Genomic DNA, 18,537 nt, shown 5'->3' on the forward strand with positions numbered 1-18,537 from the left:
ATTTTAATCGGCTGATAATAAGGAGAACACTGTGTTACATGTACTATTAATACTTGCGACAATTGGTGCAGCAGGGATATTGATAACGCGCCAAGCGTCAATATCGGTTTGGGCTATCAGCTTTGCGCTATTCATGGGCTTGGTCTTTCATTTTGGTTCTCCAGGATGGTTCGCACAATCCCTCTTATGGGCTGTAGAACTTGTTTTAATCGCAGGAACGATAACCCCTTTGCGAAGAGCGTTAATCTCCAAACACCTGTTTAAAATAATCAGCAAGGCAATGCCCGCAATGTCCAGCACGGAACGAGAAGCATTGGAAGCAGGAACAGTGAGTTGGGAAGGCGATATATTCAGCGGTGCACCTGACTTTGCCAAGTTAAGAAGTGCTCCAGTTGTCCATTTAACACAAGAAGAACAAGAGTTTCTGGATGGACCTGTAGATGTTTTATGTTCCATGCTTGATGATTGGGATATAACTCATAATCGCACTGATTTACCTCCAGAGGTCTGGCAATTTATCAAAGACAATCGTTTCCTGGGTATGATTATTCCCAAGCGATATGGTGGGTTGGAATTCTCTGCAACGGCGCAGATGTCCATATTGGTTAAAATCAACGGTCGTTCAATTACTGCCGCAACAACGATTTCTGTACCCAATTCCCTGGGCCCGGGAGAATTACTGCTGAAATACGGTACAGAAGAACAGAAAAATTATTATTTGCCACGATTGGCTGATGGCCGTGAAATTCCCTGTTTTGCATTGACTGGGCCAAATGCCGGATCAGATGCTGCGTCCATTCCAGATCAAGGTATCGTTTGTCGTCAAGAATTTAATGGTGAAGAAGTCATTGGCGTCCGCTTGAATTGGGATAAGCGCTACATCACTCTATGCCCAGTGGCCACTGTTGTTGGATTGGCATTTAGAATGTTCGATCCGGAGAATATACTCGGGAAAGGAGAAGACATCGGTATTAGCTGTGCGTTGATACCTGCTACTACACCCGGTGTCATTAAGGGAAGACGACACTTCCCTTTAAATACTGGATTTTTAAACGGACCTACCCAGGGTAAAAACGTTTTTATTCCTCTGGATTATTTGATTGGCGGCGCTGCAATGGCTGGTCAAGGCTGGCGTATGCTAATGGAGTGTCTCAGTGCAGGTCGCGCCATTTCTCTTCCATCAAGTGCTTGTGGCGGTGCTCAGGCAGTGGCTCTTGCTTCTGGAGCGTATGCGCGTATTCGCAAACAGTTTAACCAGCCCATTGGTAAATTTGAAGGGATAGAAGAGCCTTTGGCACGAATTGCTGCAAATACTTATATTATCGATGCCTCTTTGGTCATGGCTGCAGCTGCTATTGATCATGGAGCCAAACCTTCAGTAGCTGGAGCAATATTAAAATATCATACAACAGAGCGTGCCAGAGCCCTTGCTTTGGATGCTATGGATATTCATGGTGGGAAGGGTATTTGTCTCGGACCCAATAATTATTTAGGCAGGGGCTACCAGGGTTCACCCATTGGAATTACAGTAGAGGGTGCAAATATTTTAACACGAAGCCTGATTATTTTTGGCCAAGGTGCTATTCGTTGTCATCCCTATGTGTTTAAAGAGCTGGAAAGTGTGCGCAATAATGACTTGGCGCAATTTGATAAAACCTTTTTTGCTCATGCAGGATTCATACTTGCCAACTTTACCAAGTCGCTCGTGTTTGCCTGGACTGATGCTCATATGTCGAAAGCACCAGCCAGTTCAGTCAAGAGATATTACCAACTAATTAATAAGTACAGTGCGAATCTTGCTTTTCTTGCAGATTTTTCCATGGGCGTCATGGGTGGTGAATTAAAGCGAAGAGAGAAACTCTCTGCTCGGCTGGGTGATATGTTAAGCTGCTTGTATATGGCATCCAGTGTGTTGAAACGGTTTTATGAAGATGGCGAACCATCAGCTGATTTGCCCTTGGTTGAATGGAGTTGTCAGCAACTATTGCATGAGTGTGAAGATGCGATGCATGGTGTGATCATTAATTTTCCAGCTCGTTGGGCACGAATTGCCTTGCCTTTGATCTTAAAACCATTCGGTAACAGAAGGCATATTCCTAATGATCGATTAGGGCATAAATTAGCCAGAATGTTAATTGAACCTAATGAAACCAGATCACGGTTAACACGTCTTGTGTACAGCAAGCCAGGTGTTAATTGCCCATTAGGTCGAATGGAAGAAGCGTTTCATAAAATATGCGCGGTAGAGGAGCTTGAGCGAAAAGTGATGAAAGCCGCTAAGGATCATGTGTTGAAATCACTTACTTTCAAGGAGCAAATTGAAGAGGCTTTAAACTGCGGTATTCTTACTTCTGAAGAGTCCAAAGAGCTTGAAGAGGCTGAGCGTGCTCGGCAGGACGTTATTAAAGTAGATGATTTTGCCGATGACGAATTAAGACGCTCTTCTTCTCTATCTAAAAATGCCAAGAAGAAAATTGAAAAGGGCGCTGTTGAAACTGAAATCGTTTAAGTTGAGGTAATCACTCAGCCTTCAGCATGCTGCTATTTGTGATGAGCATGACTGAGGGTTGAGCCCTTATTCATTTTCCTTTAGCATTGTTTTATTCTGTTTTATTCTGTTTTTTTCATTTATTCAACGCTCTATTTGAATAATTTAGCTGGTTTTACTCAAATATACTATTGGAGTTCTTTTGAGTATCTCAGCGATAAAGACAATGTCTAGTTTCAATTCTTTAGTGATGGCCGTCAAAATACTCTGGTCAAGAATAACGCTCTACCGGTTCGGTGTATTCGGACTTTTACCGCGAGAACCCTGTTTTATTCTCGAGGCAGTTTACCTGTCTCATATTTATTTATATCAAATAATCTGAGGTTGTTGGACAAATCTTAATTAGCTGAGTGGTGTACTTAAACTATAATGACAGATCAGTTATCTATTTACCCCTACCTGCCGCACTTTATGCCTGAACGATTTTCACTTTTTAAGCGTAGCAACTGTCTTGAAGTTTAATTCAAGATAGTTGCTACTCTCGCTGGATGGATTCCGCGTATAAAGTGCAGAACATAGGCTACGGGTGTAATGGTCAACAGCCCTTCATTGTATTGGATATAATAGACTGCTGATCGTGATCAGTGGCTGTTGTATTGATTTTCAATAAGTCATTTTCTACTCTAGCAAATCCCTTATCGATTTTGTTCTTGTCTGCGTTTACTTCTTCAATCAATTTTTGAACGCTGGGGCTTGGTGTTACGTTGCCAATTTTAGCTGCAACCTCGTTATTGCGGGATGTGCGAAATTGATGTTCATCATACGCTATTGTAGTGCCAAAAATAGCCGCGCCAGCAAGTAATCCTGCACCCAAACCCACCGCTGTTGCAAGGCTAAATCCTGCTATCCCAATACCTAAAGGAGCAAAAACACCCGTAGCAGTTAAAGTCACACCAATACCAACTCCAACCATGGTTAATATGGCTACACCTAATAGTTTAATCCAATTACGTGATAAAAATGAACTTTGATTTGGTGTGACCACAGACTCTGATTTATGGAACTCTTCAATTAGATCGAGTTCAATGTGACGCTCTATTGTTTCATCATCAATTAAATCAAAATTCTCATGGGTTTCTGGCTTTATAGGCTCATACTCGGTAAGCGTTAAATTGATATCTAAAGTTTCTTTCGCTTTAGTCTTGATGAACTCAACTCGCTCTCTTAGTGAGAGTTGCAATAATTCCTGATCTTCTTCTTCAAAGTGAGACGATATATATTCAGCAATTTGATGAAAGCATTGGTCTAAAATTGATGGGTCTTGGTGTAGAAAAGTATGGGCATGAGGATGTTCAAAAAATAAATCTAGTGCAATAGTGCTTCTATTCGTGCATTCATCAACTGCTCTCATTCTTTTATCTTCATCCCCGGGCGAATAAGCTTTATTTGCAAGTGAGCTTAACAATTCTTGAGAAAGCATAGCCAGTTTTAGTCGAGCAAATAGTTTTTCCTTGATGTATTCGGGATTACTTTGTATATGAGAAGCGGTACGATAAATTCCTCCTCCGTGGTATGTTAATATATTACTTTCGTAGTGTTCTTTGGACGTTTTTGAAGTAACATTGCAAAAGTCAAAATCAATTTTTGTTAAATGGCTTTGATAAACATCTTGAGAAGATAATCCATAGTTTTCAATGTTTGGATCTCCTTCACGAACAAAATTGGTCACTTCGTCAATAATGCCTGTGCCAGGAAAAATTCTCTTTTCTTGCTCGATGTATTTTTTTCTCGCCTCACGAATGCTGTCATCAGCTACTGAGACAGCATAACCAGGTATTCCTCTGGAACCAACTAAATGGTTATCAAGCAATCGCTCTGAAGAAAAATGAGTAGGACTTACCAAAGTCGCAATTTTTGAGGCTAAAATAGCATTAGGAGAATAACGTTCTACTCCACGGATAAATAATATTTTTTTACCATTGGTAGCCACGAATGTATTATCCCCGGTATCTCCTTTGGCAATTTTACTGATCATTTTATATGGGAAATATTCATCACTATTTTTAACACCTTTTTTTAATGGAGTTCTATCGTTTTTAACAACCTCCAAATGTAATGGATAAAACGGTTTGCTTAAATCAATGCCTTTGAAATCATTAGTGATCGGCATTTTTCCAACTAATCGCAGTGCATTGATAGTAAAGGGTAGGGCATAGGAAAAAAAAGAACGTTCAAATGATTGAATCGCAGGATAAAAAACAAATCTATTACCTGCATTGATAGAAACATGATGAGCAAAGAGTTGATAGCAGTTTAATAATCCAATGTACTTCGTAGCATTTTTTATTGAATGTTGAGTCAGTTTTTTTCCTGTAATTAAATTACTCTCCAGGCTCTTAATATCCTCTTCGATTTCACTCTTATGCTGTTCATAAGTATTTGAAGTGATTCTAAAAAGTAAATGAATAATACAATTTTTCTCAGAGTCATCCAGAGATGACAGTTGCTGAGAGAACTTTTGAAACTCATCGTTATTTATTGGCTTATTTTTACTAAGTTTATCGATAAATCTGACCAGTTCGTTTGGAATAACAGTATCAATTGAATTCTTTTCAATATAAATAAGAGCATCCTGTTTTTCATAAGACGAGTTTAGGTAAGTCTTGATTAAATCTCGTAATTTCATGCAGGATAGGCCTCTTGGTTATTTTAGACAATATGGTAAATACTGTAGCATAGTTTTCGTTGTTTAATGTCTTTATCATTGATATTTCAGGATGCAGAAGACCATATGTGTGGGTAAATGGTTTTTAAGAAATTTTGAGATTCTAAAATTAGAGTTATATTGATTCTATGATTAAATTATTATGAAGGATAATTTTGTACATGGATGATTATTATAAAAGTATGCCTGAAGCAGCTTAATATCATTTGAATTTTTATTTTATATTAATTAGATACTATGAACTGTATCAATTAACAAAGTCTAATAGTATTAAGCTTGTTCTGTAACATCCGGCATTGTAATATTTAATTCCAGAACGGCATTATCACCCATACGCTCTAGATTGACACTGACCTGATCACGGGTAATATGTACGTATTTTGCAATAACCGCAAGAATTTCTTCTTGCAGTTTAGGCAGATAATCTGGAGTGTTACGCTGAGAACGCTCATGAGAAATAATGATTTGAAGACGTTCTTTTGCAACGGATGCGGTAGAGTTTCTTCTACGGAGGTAATTAAAAATACTCATATTGTTACTTCCTCCTTGTTTTTACCAAATAAGCGACGCAGTAATCCTTTACGTTCATTACTTATAAAGCGCATTGGTCGATCTTCCCCGAGAAAGCGTGCTATAGCATCCTGATAGGCAATGCCGGCATCACTCGCTTCATCAAGTATTACTGGTGTGCCTGTATTGGATGCTTTAAGAACTGATTTTGATTCAGGTATTACTCCAATTAATGGAATCGCCAGTATTTCTTTCACATCACTGACAGAAAGCATTTCACCACGCTCAACGCGCTCTGGATCATAGCGGGTTAATAAGAGGTGCTCCTGAATGGGGGTTGAGTTTTCAATCGCTCGTTTTGTTTTGCTGGCTAAGATGCCTAAAATGCGATCAGAATCTCTCACGGATGATACTTCCGGATTGGTTACAACGATTGCATGATCAGCAAAGTACATGGCCATCAAGGCGCCAGTTTCTATTCCGGCAGGGGAATCACAAATGATGAAATCAAAATCTTTTGCTAATTCGTTTAATGTTTTTTCTACCCCTTGAAGGGTTAATGCATCTTTGTCGCGTGTTTGCGATGCAGGTAGAATGTATAAGTTTGGGACGCGCTTGTCTTTAATAAGCGCTTGATTCAAGCTTGCTTCGCCATTGATGACATTAACAAAGTCATATACTACACGGCGTTCGCAACCCATGATGATGTCCAGGTTTCTTAAACCAATGTCAAAATCTATTACCACAGTCTTATGCCCTAATAAAGCAAGACCCGAAGAAATAGCCGCAGAAGAAGTAGTTTTGCCTACTCCGCCTTTACCTGATGTGATTACTATTATTTTAGCCAACGCTGAACCCTTCCTATTATTCGATTCAACACAATATTTAACCAACAGTGTACACGCTAATCAATCTTTAATTCAAGATGTCAAGAGATTTAAACAGAATTAAACCTGAAATTCATAATAAAATGTAATATTTATGAATTAAATGTTTAACTTTTTTTACAAATGGAGTAAACTATTCGGTTAATTTAACTACTGGAGTGAGAACACCATGGCTCTTTCCATCGTACAGCAAGCTCTGACTTTTGATGATGTTTTACTTGTACCCGCCCATTCCCTTATTTTACCTAAAGACGTGACCTTAAATACCCGATTAACACGTTCAATCAATTTGAACATGCCTTTGCTCTCTGCTGCAATGGATACTGTTACAGAAGCACGATTGGCTATTGCTCTGGCCCAAGAAGGCGGCATAGGGATTATTCATAAAAATATGAGTATTAATGAGCAGGCTGAAGAAGTGCGACGTGTTAAAAAGTTTGAAAGCGGTATGGTCAAAGATCCCATTTCAGTAACCCCCGATGTAACTGTTAAACAATTACTTGATGTAATGACCAAATATAATTTTTCGGGAGTTCCAGTTGTTGATGGTCAAAATCTTGTTGGAATTGTAACAAGCCGCGACATTCGATTTGAAACGAATATGGCTCTGACTGTAGCACAGGTAATGACGCCCAAGGAAAGACTGGTGACCGTTAAAGAAGGTGCCAGTAGAGAAGAAGTACGCAGTTTGTTGCATAAGCACCGAATTGAAAAGCTTTTAGTTGTCAATGATTCATTTCAACTAAGAGGTTTAATTACGGTTAAAGACATTCAAAAGGCTAAAGATAATCCTTATGCCTGTAAAGACGGTTCAGAGCAGTTACGTGTTGGGGCTGCTGTTGGTGTTGGTGATGGTACTGATGAGCGCGTAGAAGCACTTATCGAGGCAGGAGTTGATGTTCTGGTTGTTGATACTGCTCATGGGCATTCTCAGGGAGTATTAAATCGGGTGAAATGGATTAAACAACATTTTCCGGATGTGCAAGTGATCGGTGGCAACATCGCTACAGCTGCCGCTGCTCGTGATTTATATGCAGCCGGTGCTGATGCAGTAAAAGTAGGTATAGGCCCTGGTTCTATATGCACAACTCGTATAGTGACCGGAGTTGGGGTGCCGCAAATAAGCGCGATATCCAATGTAGCTAATGAACTGAAAGGAGCCATACCCGTTATTGCTGACGGCGGGATTCGCTTTTCAGGCGATGTATGTAAGGCACTGGCTGCAGGGGCAGATACTGTGATGTTGGGTGGAATGTTTGCAGGAACTGAAGAATCTCCAGGTGAAATTGAGTTATATCAAGGACGTACTTATAAAAGTTATCGAGGAATGGGCTCTATCGGAGCGATGTCCTTGGCACAAGGCTCCAGCGATCGCTATTTTCAGGATGTGTCGCAAGGTGCAGAAAAACTGGTTCCTGAAGGAATTGAAGGGCGGGTACCTTACAAAGGGCCGGTACAGACAATAATACATCAATTACTGGGTGGATTACGTTCGTGTATGGGATATACGGGATGTTCTACCATTGATGAGTTGCATACCAAAACAGAATTTGTCCAGGTTACCAATGCGGGTATGCGTGAGTCACACGTCCATGATGTGAGCATCACCAAGCAGGCACCTAATTATCAGGTGGATAATTAATCATGATTGATTTAAAACAACGTCCTTTACTCATACTGGATTTCGGTTCTCAGTACACTCAGTTAATTGCACGTCGAGTTCGTGAAATGGGAGTTTATTGTGAAATACATCCGTACAATATAACTCAGGAGCAATTTCAGCAGATTGATCCTTGTGGCGTGATTTTATCTGGTGGTCCTTCGACAGTAACGCATGATGCTAATCCACGAGCGCCACAATGGCTGTTTGTTTCCGGTTTGCCTCTACTCGGTATTTGCTACGGTATGCAAACAATGGCCGTACAACTCGGAGGCGAGGTGCAATCGTCTTCTATCAGAGAGTTTGGCTATGCTGAGTTATGCCTGCATGGTCAAAGCAAATTGTTTGAACATATTGAAGATCGCACCTCAGAAAAAGGAGAGGCGCTCCTGGATGTTTGGATGAGTCATGGAGATAAGGTGACTCAATTACCTCCTGGCTTTAAAATAATCTGTGAAACGCGTAATGCACCTATTGCTGGAATGGCTGATGAATCACGACAGATGTATGGACTTCAATTTCATCCTGAAGTAACCCACACCTTACAAGGCTTGCGCATTTTACAACGGTTTGTTGTTGATATATGCAAGGCACCAACTACCTGGACCGCAGGTCATATTATTGATGAAGCAATAACTAAAGTCAGAAAGCAGGTAGGCGCAGAAAAGGTTCTCCTTGGTTTATCTGGCGGCGTTGACTCTTCTGTTGTTGCTGCTTTGTTGCATAGAGCGATAGGCAAGCAATTAATTTGCGTCTTTGTTGATACGGGTTTGTTACGTCTTAACGAAGCAGAACAAGTGATGACCATGTTTGGTCAACATATGGGAATAAATATTGTCGCGGTTAATGCAGAAGAAAAGTTTTTATCCGCGCTTAAGGGAATCACGTGTCCAGAAGAAAAAAGAAAAATTATTGGCAGAACGTTTATCGAGGTTTTTGACGAAGAAGCTCAAAAAATTCAAGACGTCAGTTGGCTTGCCCAGGGAACTATTTATCCCGATGTCATTGAGTCCGCGGCTACAAGCACCAATGGAGCATCAGTGGTTATTAAGTCTCACCATAATGTGGGTGGACTGCCAGAAACCTTGAATTTAAAATTATTAGAACCAGTACGCGAATTATTCAAGGATGAAGTGCGTAAGGTGGGCCTTGAATTAGGATTGCCACATGAAATGGTGTATCGACATCCTTTCCCAGGACCGGGCTTAGGGGTACGAATACTTGCTGAAGTCAAAAAAGAATATGCAGACATTTTGCGTCAGGCCGATGCCATCTTTATTGAAGAACTTCATGCGGCCGATCTGTATCATAAAGTCAGCCAGGCATTTGCTGTGTTCTTACCAGTTAAAAGCGTCGGTGTTATGGGTGATGGGCGTCGCTATGATTATGTGATTTGCCTTCGTGCCGTAGAAACTGTAGATTTTATGACGGCTCATTGGTCCCAATTGCCCTGGGATTTTTTAGGCACAGTATCTAATCGCATTATCAATGAGGTAGTAGGGGTGTCTCGTGTCACCTATGATATTTCAGGTAAGCCTCCTGCAACTATTGAATGGGAATGAACGATAAATTCTGGATGCACATGGCTTATGAACAGGCACTTCTTGCTCAATCGGAGGGCGAAGTACCTGTTGGCGCCGTACTGGTGAGCAAAGATAATGAATTATTGGGCGTGGGTAGAAATGCCCTGCAAAAAAGTCATGATCCCTCGGATCACGCGGAATTCCTAACCATAAGACAAGCCGCTCAACAGCTTAAAAATCATCGGCTCATGGATACTACCCTGTTTGTTACGCTTGAGCCTTGTGTGATGTGCGCGGGTCTTATTGTACAGGCACGCATCAAACGCTTGGTCTTTGCAACGAGAGATTTTAAAGGCGGAGCAGCTGGATCTGTATTTAATCTTCTTCAAGGTTATCCTTTAAATCATAAAGTGATAATAGACGAAGGAGTTATGCAGCATGAGTGTTCCAGTTTATTATCTGATTTTTTTAAAACATGTCGCTGAGAGGATGATTTATCATCCCGTTTCATTATTTGTAACTTCTCACGTTCAAATCCCCTCTCCACCACGCGTGGGGAGAGGGTTTACGGAGAGGGGGTTAAAATACTTGCACGCAAAAGCGCACTCATTTGCTTGAAATCGCTCTCTCCGCTCCGGATAACGTGGTGAGTTACCATTATTTTGCACTGGCCAGATCATGAACTAATTTTTGCTTTAGCTGTTCTTTTTCTTCGTTAGATAATGGTTGACCTTGTTGGTTAGTAATGTAAAACATATCTTCTACTCGTTCTCCAGCAGTTGCGATTTTTGCATTATGCAAATGGATGTTCAAGCTAAGAAATACTCTACTGATGGTTGCCAACAAACCAGGACGATCATTGGTGACCAGGAATAAGCGCGTGTGATGATTCAAATTGTCTTCACTGTAGTTAATTTGTGTTTTGATATCAAAGTGAGCGAGTACTCTGGAGAGTCGTTTTCGCGCAAGCGGGGGAAGATGTTCTTTATCTGCGAGGTGGACGCATAAAGCTTTTTGGATATCGTTGGAGCGTTCTTCATTAAAAAATGCCTGGTTTTTTTCATCTAAAATAATATAGGTATCCAAATCAAATTGATTGTCGCAGGTTGTAATTGCTGCTTCCTGAATGGTTACATGATGATTACTTAGAACCGTGGTGGTGATGGTAAAGCGTTCATCTCGATGAGGAGTGTAAATAAATACTTCAGTTCCTCCCTGGCTATGATGCGGCATGATGATAACCAATGGAAATTTTGTACAGGATAAAATTGCTTTGGTATGCCGTGCAATGACCTCAGGGGATTCATGGAGGAAATATTTCCCTTTAAACTGACTCCACAGTTGTTGAATGGAATCATCGGAAATGTGTTCTGAAAGCAACAGCTCCCTGGCTAGCTGTTTCCGGGTATTAATGAGCTCGGTTTCATCCATTAGTTCTTGTTCTTTAAGCAGCATGTGTTTGGCAGCATTATAAAGCTCTTTCAATAATGAATCTTTCCAAGCATTCCAAAGTGTAGGGTTGGTTCCACAAATATCGGCGACGGTCAGTAAATACAAATAATCCAGATACCTTGGATGAGGGAGAAGTTGGCAGAAGTGTTCTATCGTTTTAGGATCATATATATCCTGACGTTGTGCCGTTTGGGACATTAATAAATGATATCGTACCAGCCATATTAATAAATCGCTGTCTTCTTTATTGATTTGGTGTCTTTCGGTAAATAACTGCGCCTCAACAGCTCCCAATTCCGAATGATCTCCACCTCTGCCTTTGGCTATGTCATGAAATAAAGCGCTTAAATACAAAATTTCAGGTTTATCCAAAGTAGGCATAATTTTAGCGCACAGTGGGAATTGTTTTGTAAAGGCATCTTGTGTAAATCGTGAGATATTACGAATAACAAAGAGGGTATGTTGATCTACCGTATAAACATGAAATAAATCGTACTGCATTTGACCGGTCACTGTAGCGAAGCAATCAAGGTAATGAGCTAATACACCGTATCGGTTCATTCGTTGTAATGCTTCGTAGGGATCGTTACCTGTCCGGAGTATGTTCATAAAAATTTGCGTCGATTCAGGCGAATCTCGAAATCGTTTATTCAATAAAAACAGAGACTCGCGGATTAATCGAATGGTACTGGCTCTTACGCCTTCGATATCGGGACGTTTTGCTATCCAGAGAAAGAGTTTTAGAATGGAATAGGGGCGATGTTTGAATATCTGAGTGTGGCGCACTTCAATGTAGTTATTGGATAATTGAAATTCATTATCAAGCTGAATTATTTTTTGTTTTTGATGATGCGCAATCGTTTCTTCAAACCATTGCAGGAGCATTTCATTTAATTCGCGATTACGTTTGATAACTTTAAAATAATCCTTCATAAATTGTTCGATTGCCAACGAATGCGGTTGATCCTGGTAACCAAAAACCTGTGCCAGTTTAACCTGTAAATCGAAGGATAAGCGTTCCTCTGCTTTTTCTGCCAGCATATGCAAAGCAAAACGGACTCTCCAGAGAAAGTGTTGGCAGTACATAAGCTTTTCATATTCCTTTTCTGAAATAAATCCATAGCCAATACCATCAGCCAGTTTTTTAATATTGAAATGACGCTTACCAATACTGAGGAGCACTTGAAGATCTCTTAAACCTCCAGGGCCATATTTAATGTTCGGTTCAAGGTTATAGGCTGTTTCGCCATATTTTGCATAGCGATTTTTTTGCTCAAGCTCCTTGGCGTAAAAAAACTCATTGCTTGGCCACATATGGAGAGGATGAATTTGATAAATTAACTCCTCCATTAATGTTCCTTTGCCGCAAATCAGGAACATATCAAGAAGGGTAGATATAACGGTTAAATCCTTGCTGGCTAATTCAGCGCAGGAATGAACACTGGTTATTTGATGACTGACCTCTAAACCTACATCCCAGCAATCCTGAATAAAGGTTTGTGCCTTGTGTAATTGGTCACTGGAGAGAGGTTCTGTATGCAGAATAAGCAAGTCAATGTCGGAATGCAGTTGAAGCTCCCTGCGACCGTAGCTGCCCAGGGCGAGTAAACAAAAATGTTCTCCCTGGTCCATTTGGTTTTTAGTAAACAGGTCGATGAGCAGGGTATCTATAAATGCAGCCAATTTGCGAGTTATGGAAACAATATTGGCTTTTTGTCTGAATTCATTGCACAGTTCGTCCTTGAACTGTTTAATTATATTTTTAATTGTGCGATTATCGTTCTTCATTACGCAGAGTCAAAATTTCTACACCGTTATCTGTGACTAGCAAGGTGTGTTCCCACTGTGCAGAAAGGCTATGATCTTTTGTCACTACGGTCCAGTGATCGGGTAATAATCGAGTATGGTGTTTCCCAACATTGACCATGGGCTCTATTGTGAAAGTCATTCCAGGTTCCAGCTTCATACCGGTACCAGGCACACCATAATGCAGTACTTGCGGATCTTCATGAAATACTCGGCCAATTCCATGACCGCAATAATCGCGAACGACAGAACAGCGGTTTTTTTCGGCATATTGCTGTATCGCGTGGCCAATGTCTCCAAGCTGTACTCCAGGCTTCACCATGTCAATTCCTATGAACAGACAGTCATGAGCAATTTGGACTACGTGTTTTGCTTTGATGGATGGTTCGCCAACCAGAAACATTTTGCTGGTATCACCGTGATAATGATCTTTAATTACGGTGATGTCTATATTAATGATGTCCCCATTTTTTAAGGTTTTTTTACCCGGAATTCCATGACAAACCACATGGTTGATCGAGGTACAAATGGATTTGGGAAAACCATTGTAATTTAATGGAGCAGGAATGGCTTTTTGCACATTCACGATGTAATCATGACATAAGGTATTCAGTTCCTCGGTACTGATTCCTTCTTTTACATGAGGCCCAATCATTTCCAGAACTTCACCTGCCAGTCGACCTGCGACACGCATTTTTTCAATTTCATCAGGTGTTTTAATTGTTACTGCCATTTTGGTTTTTCCAAAAATATTCATATTACCACATGCAAAACTTTAGAAACAGTATAGTCGACACCGCTGTCCCATTAAAAATATGACGTCTTTCCGAGCGTAGCGAGGAATCTCCTGCAAGGTTGCACGATCCCATTACAATGCGGCCATTAAAATCATATCAAGAGTTGAGTCTCCCCAGCCAGCCTTTTTCTGCAGGTGCCTAATACTCATATCCTTAAATTTCTTTTTGGTATTTTTTAACCTGTTCAAAAAATAATAGTTCCGTTAAAGGATACAATTTCTTTCTATCAATTCCTGGATCTTCGAGCGTGTCGAAATGATATAAAAATCCAGGTACATCTTCTGATGTACATCATTAAATTCCTTGTAAAAACAAGGAGTTTAAAAGGTAATGATAATTAATGCATTAATTCAGATTGTGCCAATTTGCAGGAGATTCCTCGCTACGCTCGGAAAGACGTCATATTTTTAATGGGACAGCCGTGGTATAGTCGATGTTGTAATGATTATCAGTTTAACAAACTGATCTTATTTATTTTTGAGGTTTTTATAAAGATCAACAGGACGCTATTGAACTGATTTTATGGTCTTTTCCTGATTAGCAAATACAGTCAGACCCTGGGTCCTGAACCACTCCTTGTCTTCATTGATAACCAATCCTTCAAGTCCGGGTATGGATGCAATAGATGGGTAATCAGTAGTAATGAAATAAGTTTGCCCTAAAAAGTAAAATTCTTTGCTCTTTTGGGTCGGTGTTACCAGAACTTTACCTTGGGGTACCAATTGGGTAATTTCTTTGATAAACCCGATAATATCCTCGGCTTTTTCTATTCCATTGCTCACTCCAAGTAAGTAGGGAACAAAGGCAGTGTCAAAAACAGGTTTATTTCTAGTGTGCATCAGGTTTTTTAATTCACCGGCATAAAAGCTGATGTTTTTTTCAAATTCATATCGATTGTTCTCTTTAGCTCGAATCGCGTTGCGAACCAGCGTTATGATGTACAAAAGATATTTACGACGTAACCCCCGGGGATTCAGAAGCCAAAGAATGCGAAGAGCAATTCCTCCCGAAGGTAGCTTCAGTACAGGTGGATACCAAAGGGTAAGGGCGGTTAACAGTTCACCAACCGAAGGGTAGGGGGTTCCCTGTTCGTCATATTCCCTATAATGATAATATTTTTTATAAGCTTTCATCCAGGCTATAGTGACAGGGTCTTTATCGTAAACCGTGACAGATTGTGCTCCGGCTTCGGCAAAAATAAAGCTGCTGTTGCCATAACCTGGGATAATCAGGATATTTTTATGTTTTATGTCCTGCTTAAGATGGTAACGATCTGTGTTTGCTCCTGATAATATCGAGAACAAATAACGCTCAGCGCCCATTGGATAAATCAAAACTTCTTTGTGATCCGTAATTCGAGTAAATCGTTGCTCAAGAATCCAGTTCTTTTCCTGCTTGCTTAAAATGGTGGTGGTCACATCAGAATCTGACATTGGAATTCCTCAATTTGGAGATATTTTGGATTTGATTGCTCTGGCTCATTGAGAAAGTACCAAAATTTTTCGTTAATCGCCATCTTATCGTTTTATACCGATGATGCATTTCGCGAGTGAGCGAGTAGAGCGAAGAAAATTGATAAACCCGTGCTTAAGTCTTGTTTCAATAGAGATCAGGAGGGGGGGCAAACACAACACGTGAGGTTGAGCGATAGCAATGACTCAACCTCATTGTACTGTCGATGAAATTACTGCTGCGTGCATTGAACAACCACACAATTTTTGGCAAACTCAGATCCTTCTGAGCACAGCTCCATCGCAGTACCAAGGGCTGACGCTCTGTCCGAACCTGTACCGTTGAATACCTTCCCTTTTGCATCATTGACAATACATAACCAGTTGGCGCTTGCATTGAAACTCAATGTCATTATGGTTATTGCCAACACTAAATTTACAGTTTTCATTAAATTCTCTCCTTGTGAACAGACAGATCCAGCTGATGTTGTATCAAACGTCACCAACAGCCTCTGGTTTTCATCATCGTTTTCGACCGCCTTGGGAATAACTTTAATTTGAATGATGAATCAGAGTCGATTTTTCTAACCATGGCATCTTATTTTAATTACAGTGCAAAAATATCTGTTTAGTGTTAAACTTGTCCAATTAATTGTACTTATTGAGCATGTTTTGCTCATTCACTCAAAACAAGGCTGGGCAGATGTTAGAAGTTAAAAATATCAGTATGCAGTTTGGACCTAAATCATTATTCCAAAATGTGGACTTAATCTTATTGCCTACCCAGCGTTATGGGGTTGTCGGAGCAAACGGTACCGGTAAATCTACTTTTTTGAAAATATTGGCAGGAGAAGAACAAGCCTCTAATGGTTCGGTCGAAAAAGCTAAAAGTCTTAAAATTGGGATTTTAAAACAAGATCATTTCCGCTATGAAGAAGACAGACTCATTGATGTGGTCATTCGTGGAAACTCCACTCTATGGGATGCACTGGTTGAGAAAGAGCAATTATACTCTAAGGATGTTTTCACTGAAGCTGATGGATATCGACTCAGTGAATTAGAAGAAATCGTTATGAACCAGAATGGTTATGAAGCAGAGGCGATTGCGAGAAAGTTGCTTTTAGGCTTGGGTATTGCTGAAAAATTTCATTATGGCCCCCTTAGTGCTTTATCAGGAGGATATAAGTTACGAGTCTTATTAGCTCAAGTACTCTATCAACAACCGGATATTATGCTTCTGGACGAGCCGACCAACCACCTGGATATCGTATCTATTGCCTGGCTTGAAGAGTTTTTGAAAACACAATTTAAAGGATTATTGATATTTATCTCCCATGATCGCAGTTTTCTCAATAATCTTTCGACCAATATACTCGACATTGACTACGATACCGTACTCGATTATCCGGGAAATTATGATAAATTCTGTAACGCAAAGGAAGAAAGTTTACGATTAAAACAATGTGAGTTAAAAAATCAGGAAAAACGTATTGAAGCCTTACAAGGATTTGTTGATCGTTTTGGAGCAAAAGCAAGTAAAGCCGCTCAAGCCGCCTCCCGGCAAAAAATGATAGATCGGATTGAATTGGTGGAAATCAAGGAGTCCAATATATTCAAACCGTATTTTAATTTTCATCAGAAAAGACCTTCCGGGAAAACAGTTATCAGCGTAGAACAGCTTCATAAGAAGTTTGATGAGCGAATTTTATTAAAAAATGTTTCATTTGCCATTCAGCGTAGTGATAAATGCGCCATCGTCGGACCAAACGGGATTGGTAAATCCACTTTATTAAAAATTTTATTAAATCAGCTGGATGCGGATCAAGGGGCGTTTGAGTGGAATGATACTGTTAGTATTGGATATTTTGCCCAGGATTATCGTACTCAATTAGCCCCTGAGCAAACGGTATTGCAATGGATGGAAGATCAGATAGCCGCTTCCTCTCAGGAAATCAGGAAAGTATTGGGGCAGGTATTATTTCGCGGCTCTGATGTAGATAAAAAAATTGGAATGTTAAGTGGAGGAGAGTCCGCTCGTCTTATCATGGCAAAATTAATCCTGGAACGACATAACGTTCTTATATTTGATGAGCCAACTAACCATCTGGATCTTGAGTCGATCGATGCCTTGATTGAAGCGATTCAGATTTTTCCAGGCGCCGTATTGTTTGTCAGCCATAATCGCTATTTTATTGACAGTATATCAACCCGGGTATTGGTACTCACTGAACAACATGGAGTACAGAATTACCTGGGTAATTACAATGATTATCTTGAGCAGTACGGTGAAGATTATCTGGCTACCGCCTAAGTTGTGTTGATAATTCATCACCGACTTCACGGCAAGAGCACTCGAATACAAGAAATCAGCGCTTCATTATCCTGGCCAAATCTTCATCGACATCGTATCCTCTATCAGTACGTTTTGATGCGCTAAAAAAACTGCTTCCTGAACTGGAAACAGCGCTTGAGCTGGAAGCACTACTCGAACTCGTACTTGAAACGTGTTGTCTTCCCTGTGTTTGTCGTGCACATTTAGTTTTTGCTTCCGCATGTTCGATGCGCGCATCAACTCGTTCACGCTTTTTGGCATTAGTGTTCACAGTGCGTTGAGCAAGGCGGAGTAAATCCCTGAATGTTGGACCAGGAAGAAGCCGTTCTTTTTCAGCTCTTTGTCTGTTGTTCATAAAGGCCTTAATCATGTCGCCAGCAACATTCTCTTTCACGCCCTCATTGATTAAAATATTCAGCATCTCCTTTTTGGAATAAAGCGGCAGTTCTTCCGTAATAATCCGCCGGGATAAGGCAGTACTGGGTGCGCGGCGACCGGACAGGGTGATGGGATTTTGCGTTCCAATAATAAAAAATCCTGGAACATCGGGTGTATCTCCTTGCAGGGTTTTACCCATAAGAAGACTGTTCAATAAATGTTCCATCATCGGAGAACTATTAATCTCGTCAATGACCACAACTGCTCCCTCATGAAAAGCCTTAAGTAACAGCGCTTCCTTATCCGTAGCAGACATACTGATGGGAAGAACATACATGGGGTGTTCACCAGGAGCCGGCACCGAGTTTCTGGACATGAGTTTAAATCCGCGAGCGATTAACGTTTGCTTTATTTGCTCGGACTTACCAATACCGGGTTCTCCCTCAAAAGTTAAACCACCCAAACCGCCGTAGCGTTGCACGTCATTTGCAGCCGACTGTTGACGCCATTGTCTTAAATCCAGCACAT

At 40.5% G+C, this 18,537-nt stretch carries 12 protein-coding genes and 1 pseudogene; 5 read left to right on the forward strand and 8 right to left on the reverse strand.

The features are described from left to right. Window positions 1-31 precede the first annotated feature (31 nt). The gene (locus tag ELY21_RS14240; RefSeq protein ID WP_127110543.1) at window positions 32-2,509 is read left to right on the forward strand and encodes an acyl-CoA dehydrogenase; all 2,478 of its coding nucleotides are present in this window, start codon (window positions 32-34) and stop codon (window positions 2,507-2,509) included. Window positions 2,510-3,083: 574 nt separating this feature from the next. On the opposite strand, the gene ELY21_RS14245 is transcribed toward ELY21_RS14240, so the two are convergent. The 3 genes from ELY21_RS14245 to minD form a co-directional block, all read right to left on the reverse strand. After that, window positions 3,084-5,174: a hypothetical protein gene (locus ELY21_RS14245; RefSeq protein WP_127110545.1), complete on the reverse strand. Its 2,091-nt coding sequence runs from the start codon at window positions 5,172-5,174 to the stop codon at window positions 3,084-3,086. 309 nt (window positions 5,175-5,483) lie between these two features. After that, the gene (minE, locus tag ELY21_RS14250) at window positions 5,484-5,744 is read right to left on the reverse strand and encodes a cell division topological specificity factor MinE (protein WP_028383410.1); all 261 of its coding nucleotides are present in this window, start codon (window positions 5,742-5,744) and stop codon (window positions 5,484-5,486) included. After that, a complete protein-coding gene (gene minD / locus ELY21_RS14255; RefSeq protein WP_127110547.1) occupies window positions 5,741-6,571 on the reverse strand; it encodes a septum site-determining protein MinD in 831 nt (276 codons plus the stop codon). Before minD ends, minE begins: the two co-directional genes overlap by 4 nt. 208 nt (window positions 6,572-6,779) lie before the next feature. Here minD and guaB point away from each other — a divergent pair, with 208 nt between their 5' ends. Genes guaB through tadA form a run of 3 tightly spaced genes read left to right on the forward strand, consistent with a single transcriptional unit; the run spans window position 6,780 to window position 10,278 of the window. Beyond that, window positions 6,780-8,252, forward strand: coding sequence for an IMP dehydrogenase (gene guaB / locus ELY21_RS14260; protein ID WP_127110549.1), 1,473 nt, complete (start codon window positions 6,780-6,782; stop codon window positions 8,250-8,252). A gap of 2 nt (window positions 8,253-8,254) precedes the next feature. Further along, a complete protein-coding gene (guaA, locus tag ELY21_RS14265; RefSeq protein WP_127110551.1) occupies window positions 8,255-9,832 on the forward strand; it encodes a glutamine-hydrolyzing GMP synthase in 1,578 nt (525 codons plus the stop codon). Continuing rightward, entirely contained in the window at window positions 9,829-10,278 is a 450-nt protein-coding gene (tadA, locus tag ELY21_RS14270; protein WP_127110553.1) for a tRNA adenosine(34) deaminase TadA, read from the forward strand. The genes guaA and tadA overlap by 4 nt, the downstream gene beginning before the upstream one ends. 172 nt (window positions 10,279-10,450) lie before the next feature. On the opposite strand, the gene glnD is transcribed toward tadA, so the two are convergent. From glnD to ELY21_RS14290, 4 genes are all read right to left on the reverse strand, one after another. Further along, complete coding sequence (gene glnD / locus ELY21_RS14275) at window positions 10,451-13,033, reverse strand: [protein-PII] uridylyltransferase (protein WP_127110555.1); 2,583 nt, start codon at window positions 13,031-13,033, stop codon at window positions 10,451-10,453. Then, window positions 13,020-13,784, reverse strand: a complete 765-nt coding sequence (map, locus tag ELY21_RS14280; protein WP_127110557.1) for a type I methionyl aminopeptidase — start codon at window positions 13,782-13,784, stop codon at window positions 13,020-13,022. Before map ends, glnD begins: the two co-directional genes overlap by 14 nt. A gap of 570 nt (window positions 13,785-14,354) precedes the next feature. Beyond that, a complete protein-coding gene (locus ELY21_RS14285; protein WP_127110559.1) occupies window positions 14,355-15,281 on the reverse strand; it encodes an ABC transporter permease in 927 nt (308 codons plus the stop codon). A gap of 251 nt (window positions 15,282-15,532) precedes the next feature. Continuing rightward, complete coding sequence (locus ELY21_RS14290) at window positions 15,533-15,748, reverse strand: hypothetical protein (protein WP_127110562.1); 216 nt, start codon at window positions 15,746-15,748, stop codon at window positions 15,533-15,535. 254 nt (window positions 15,749-16,002) lie between these two features. On the opposite strand from ELY21_RS14290, the gene ELY21_RS14295 reads away from it, so the two are divergent. Beyond that, window positions 16,003-17,610, forward strand: coding sequence for an ABC-F family ATP-binding cassette domain-containing protein (locus tag ELY21_RS14295; protein WP_127110564.1), 1,608 nt, complete (start codon window positions 16,003-16,005; stop codon window positions 17,608-17,610). 55 nt (window positions 17,611-17,665) lie between these two features. Here ELY21_RS14295 and ELY21_RS15660 read toward each other — a convergent pair. Then, window positions 17,666-18,537: pseudogene (locus tag ELY21_RS15660) on the reverse strand (hypothetical protein); the annotation flags it as partial.

The organism is Legionella sp. km535, from assembly GCF_003990085.1.
GTDB lineage: Bacteria > Pseudomonadota > Gammaproteobacteria > Legionellales > Legionellaceae > Legionella > Legionella moravica.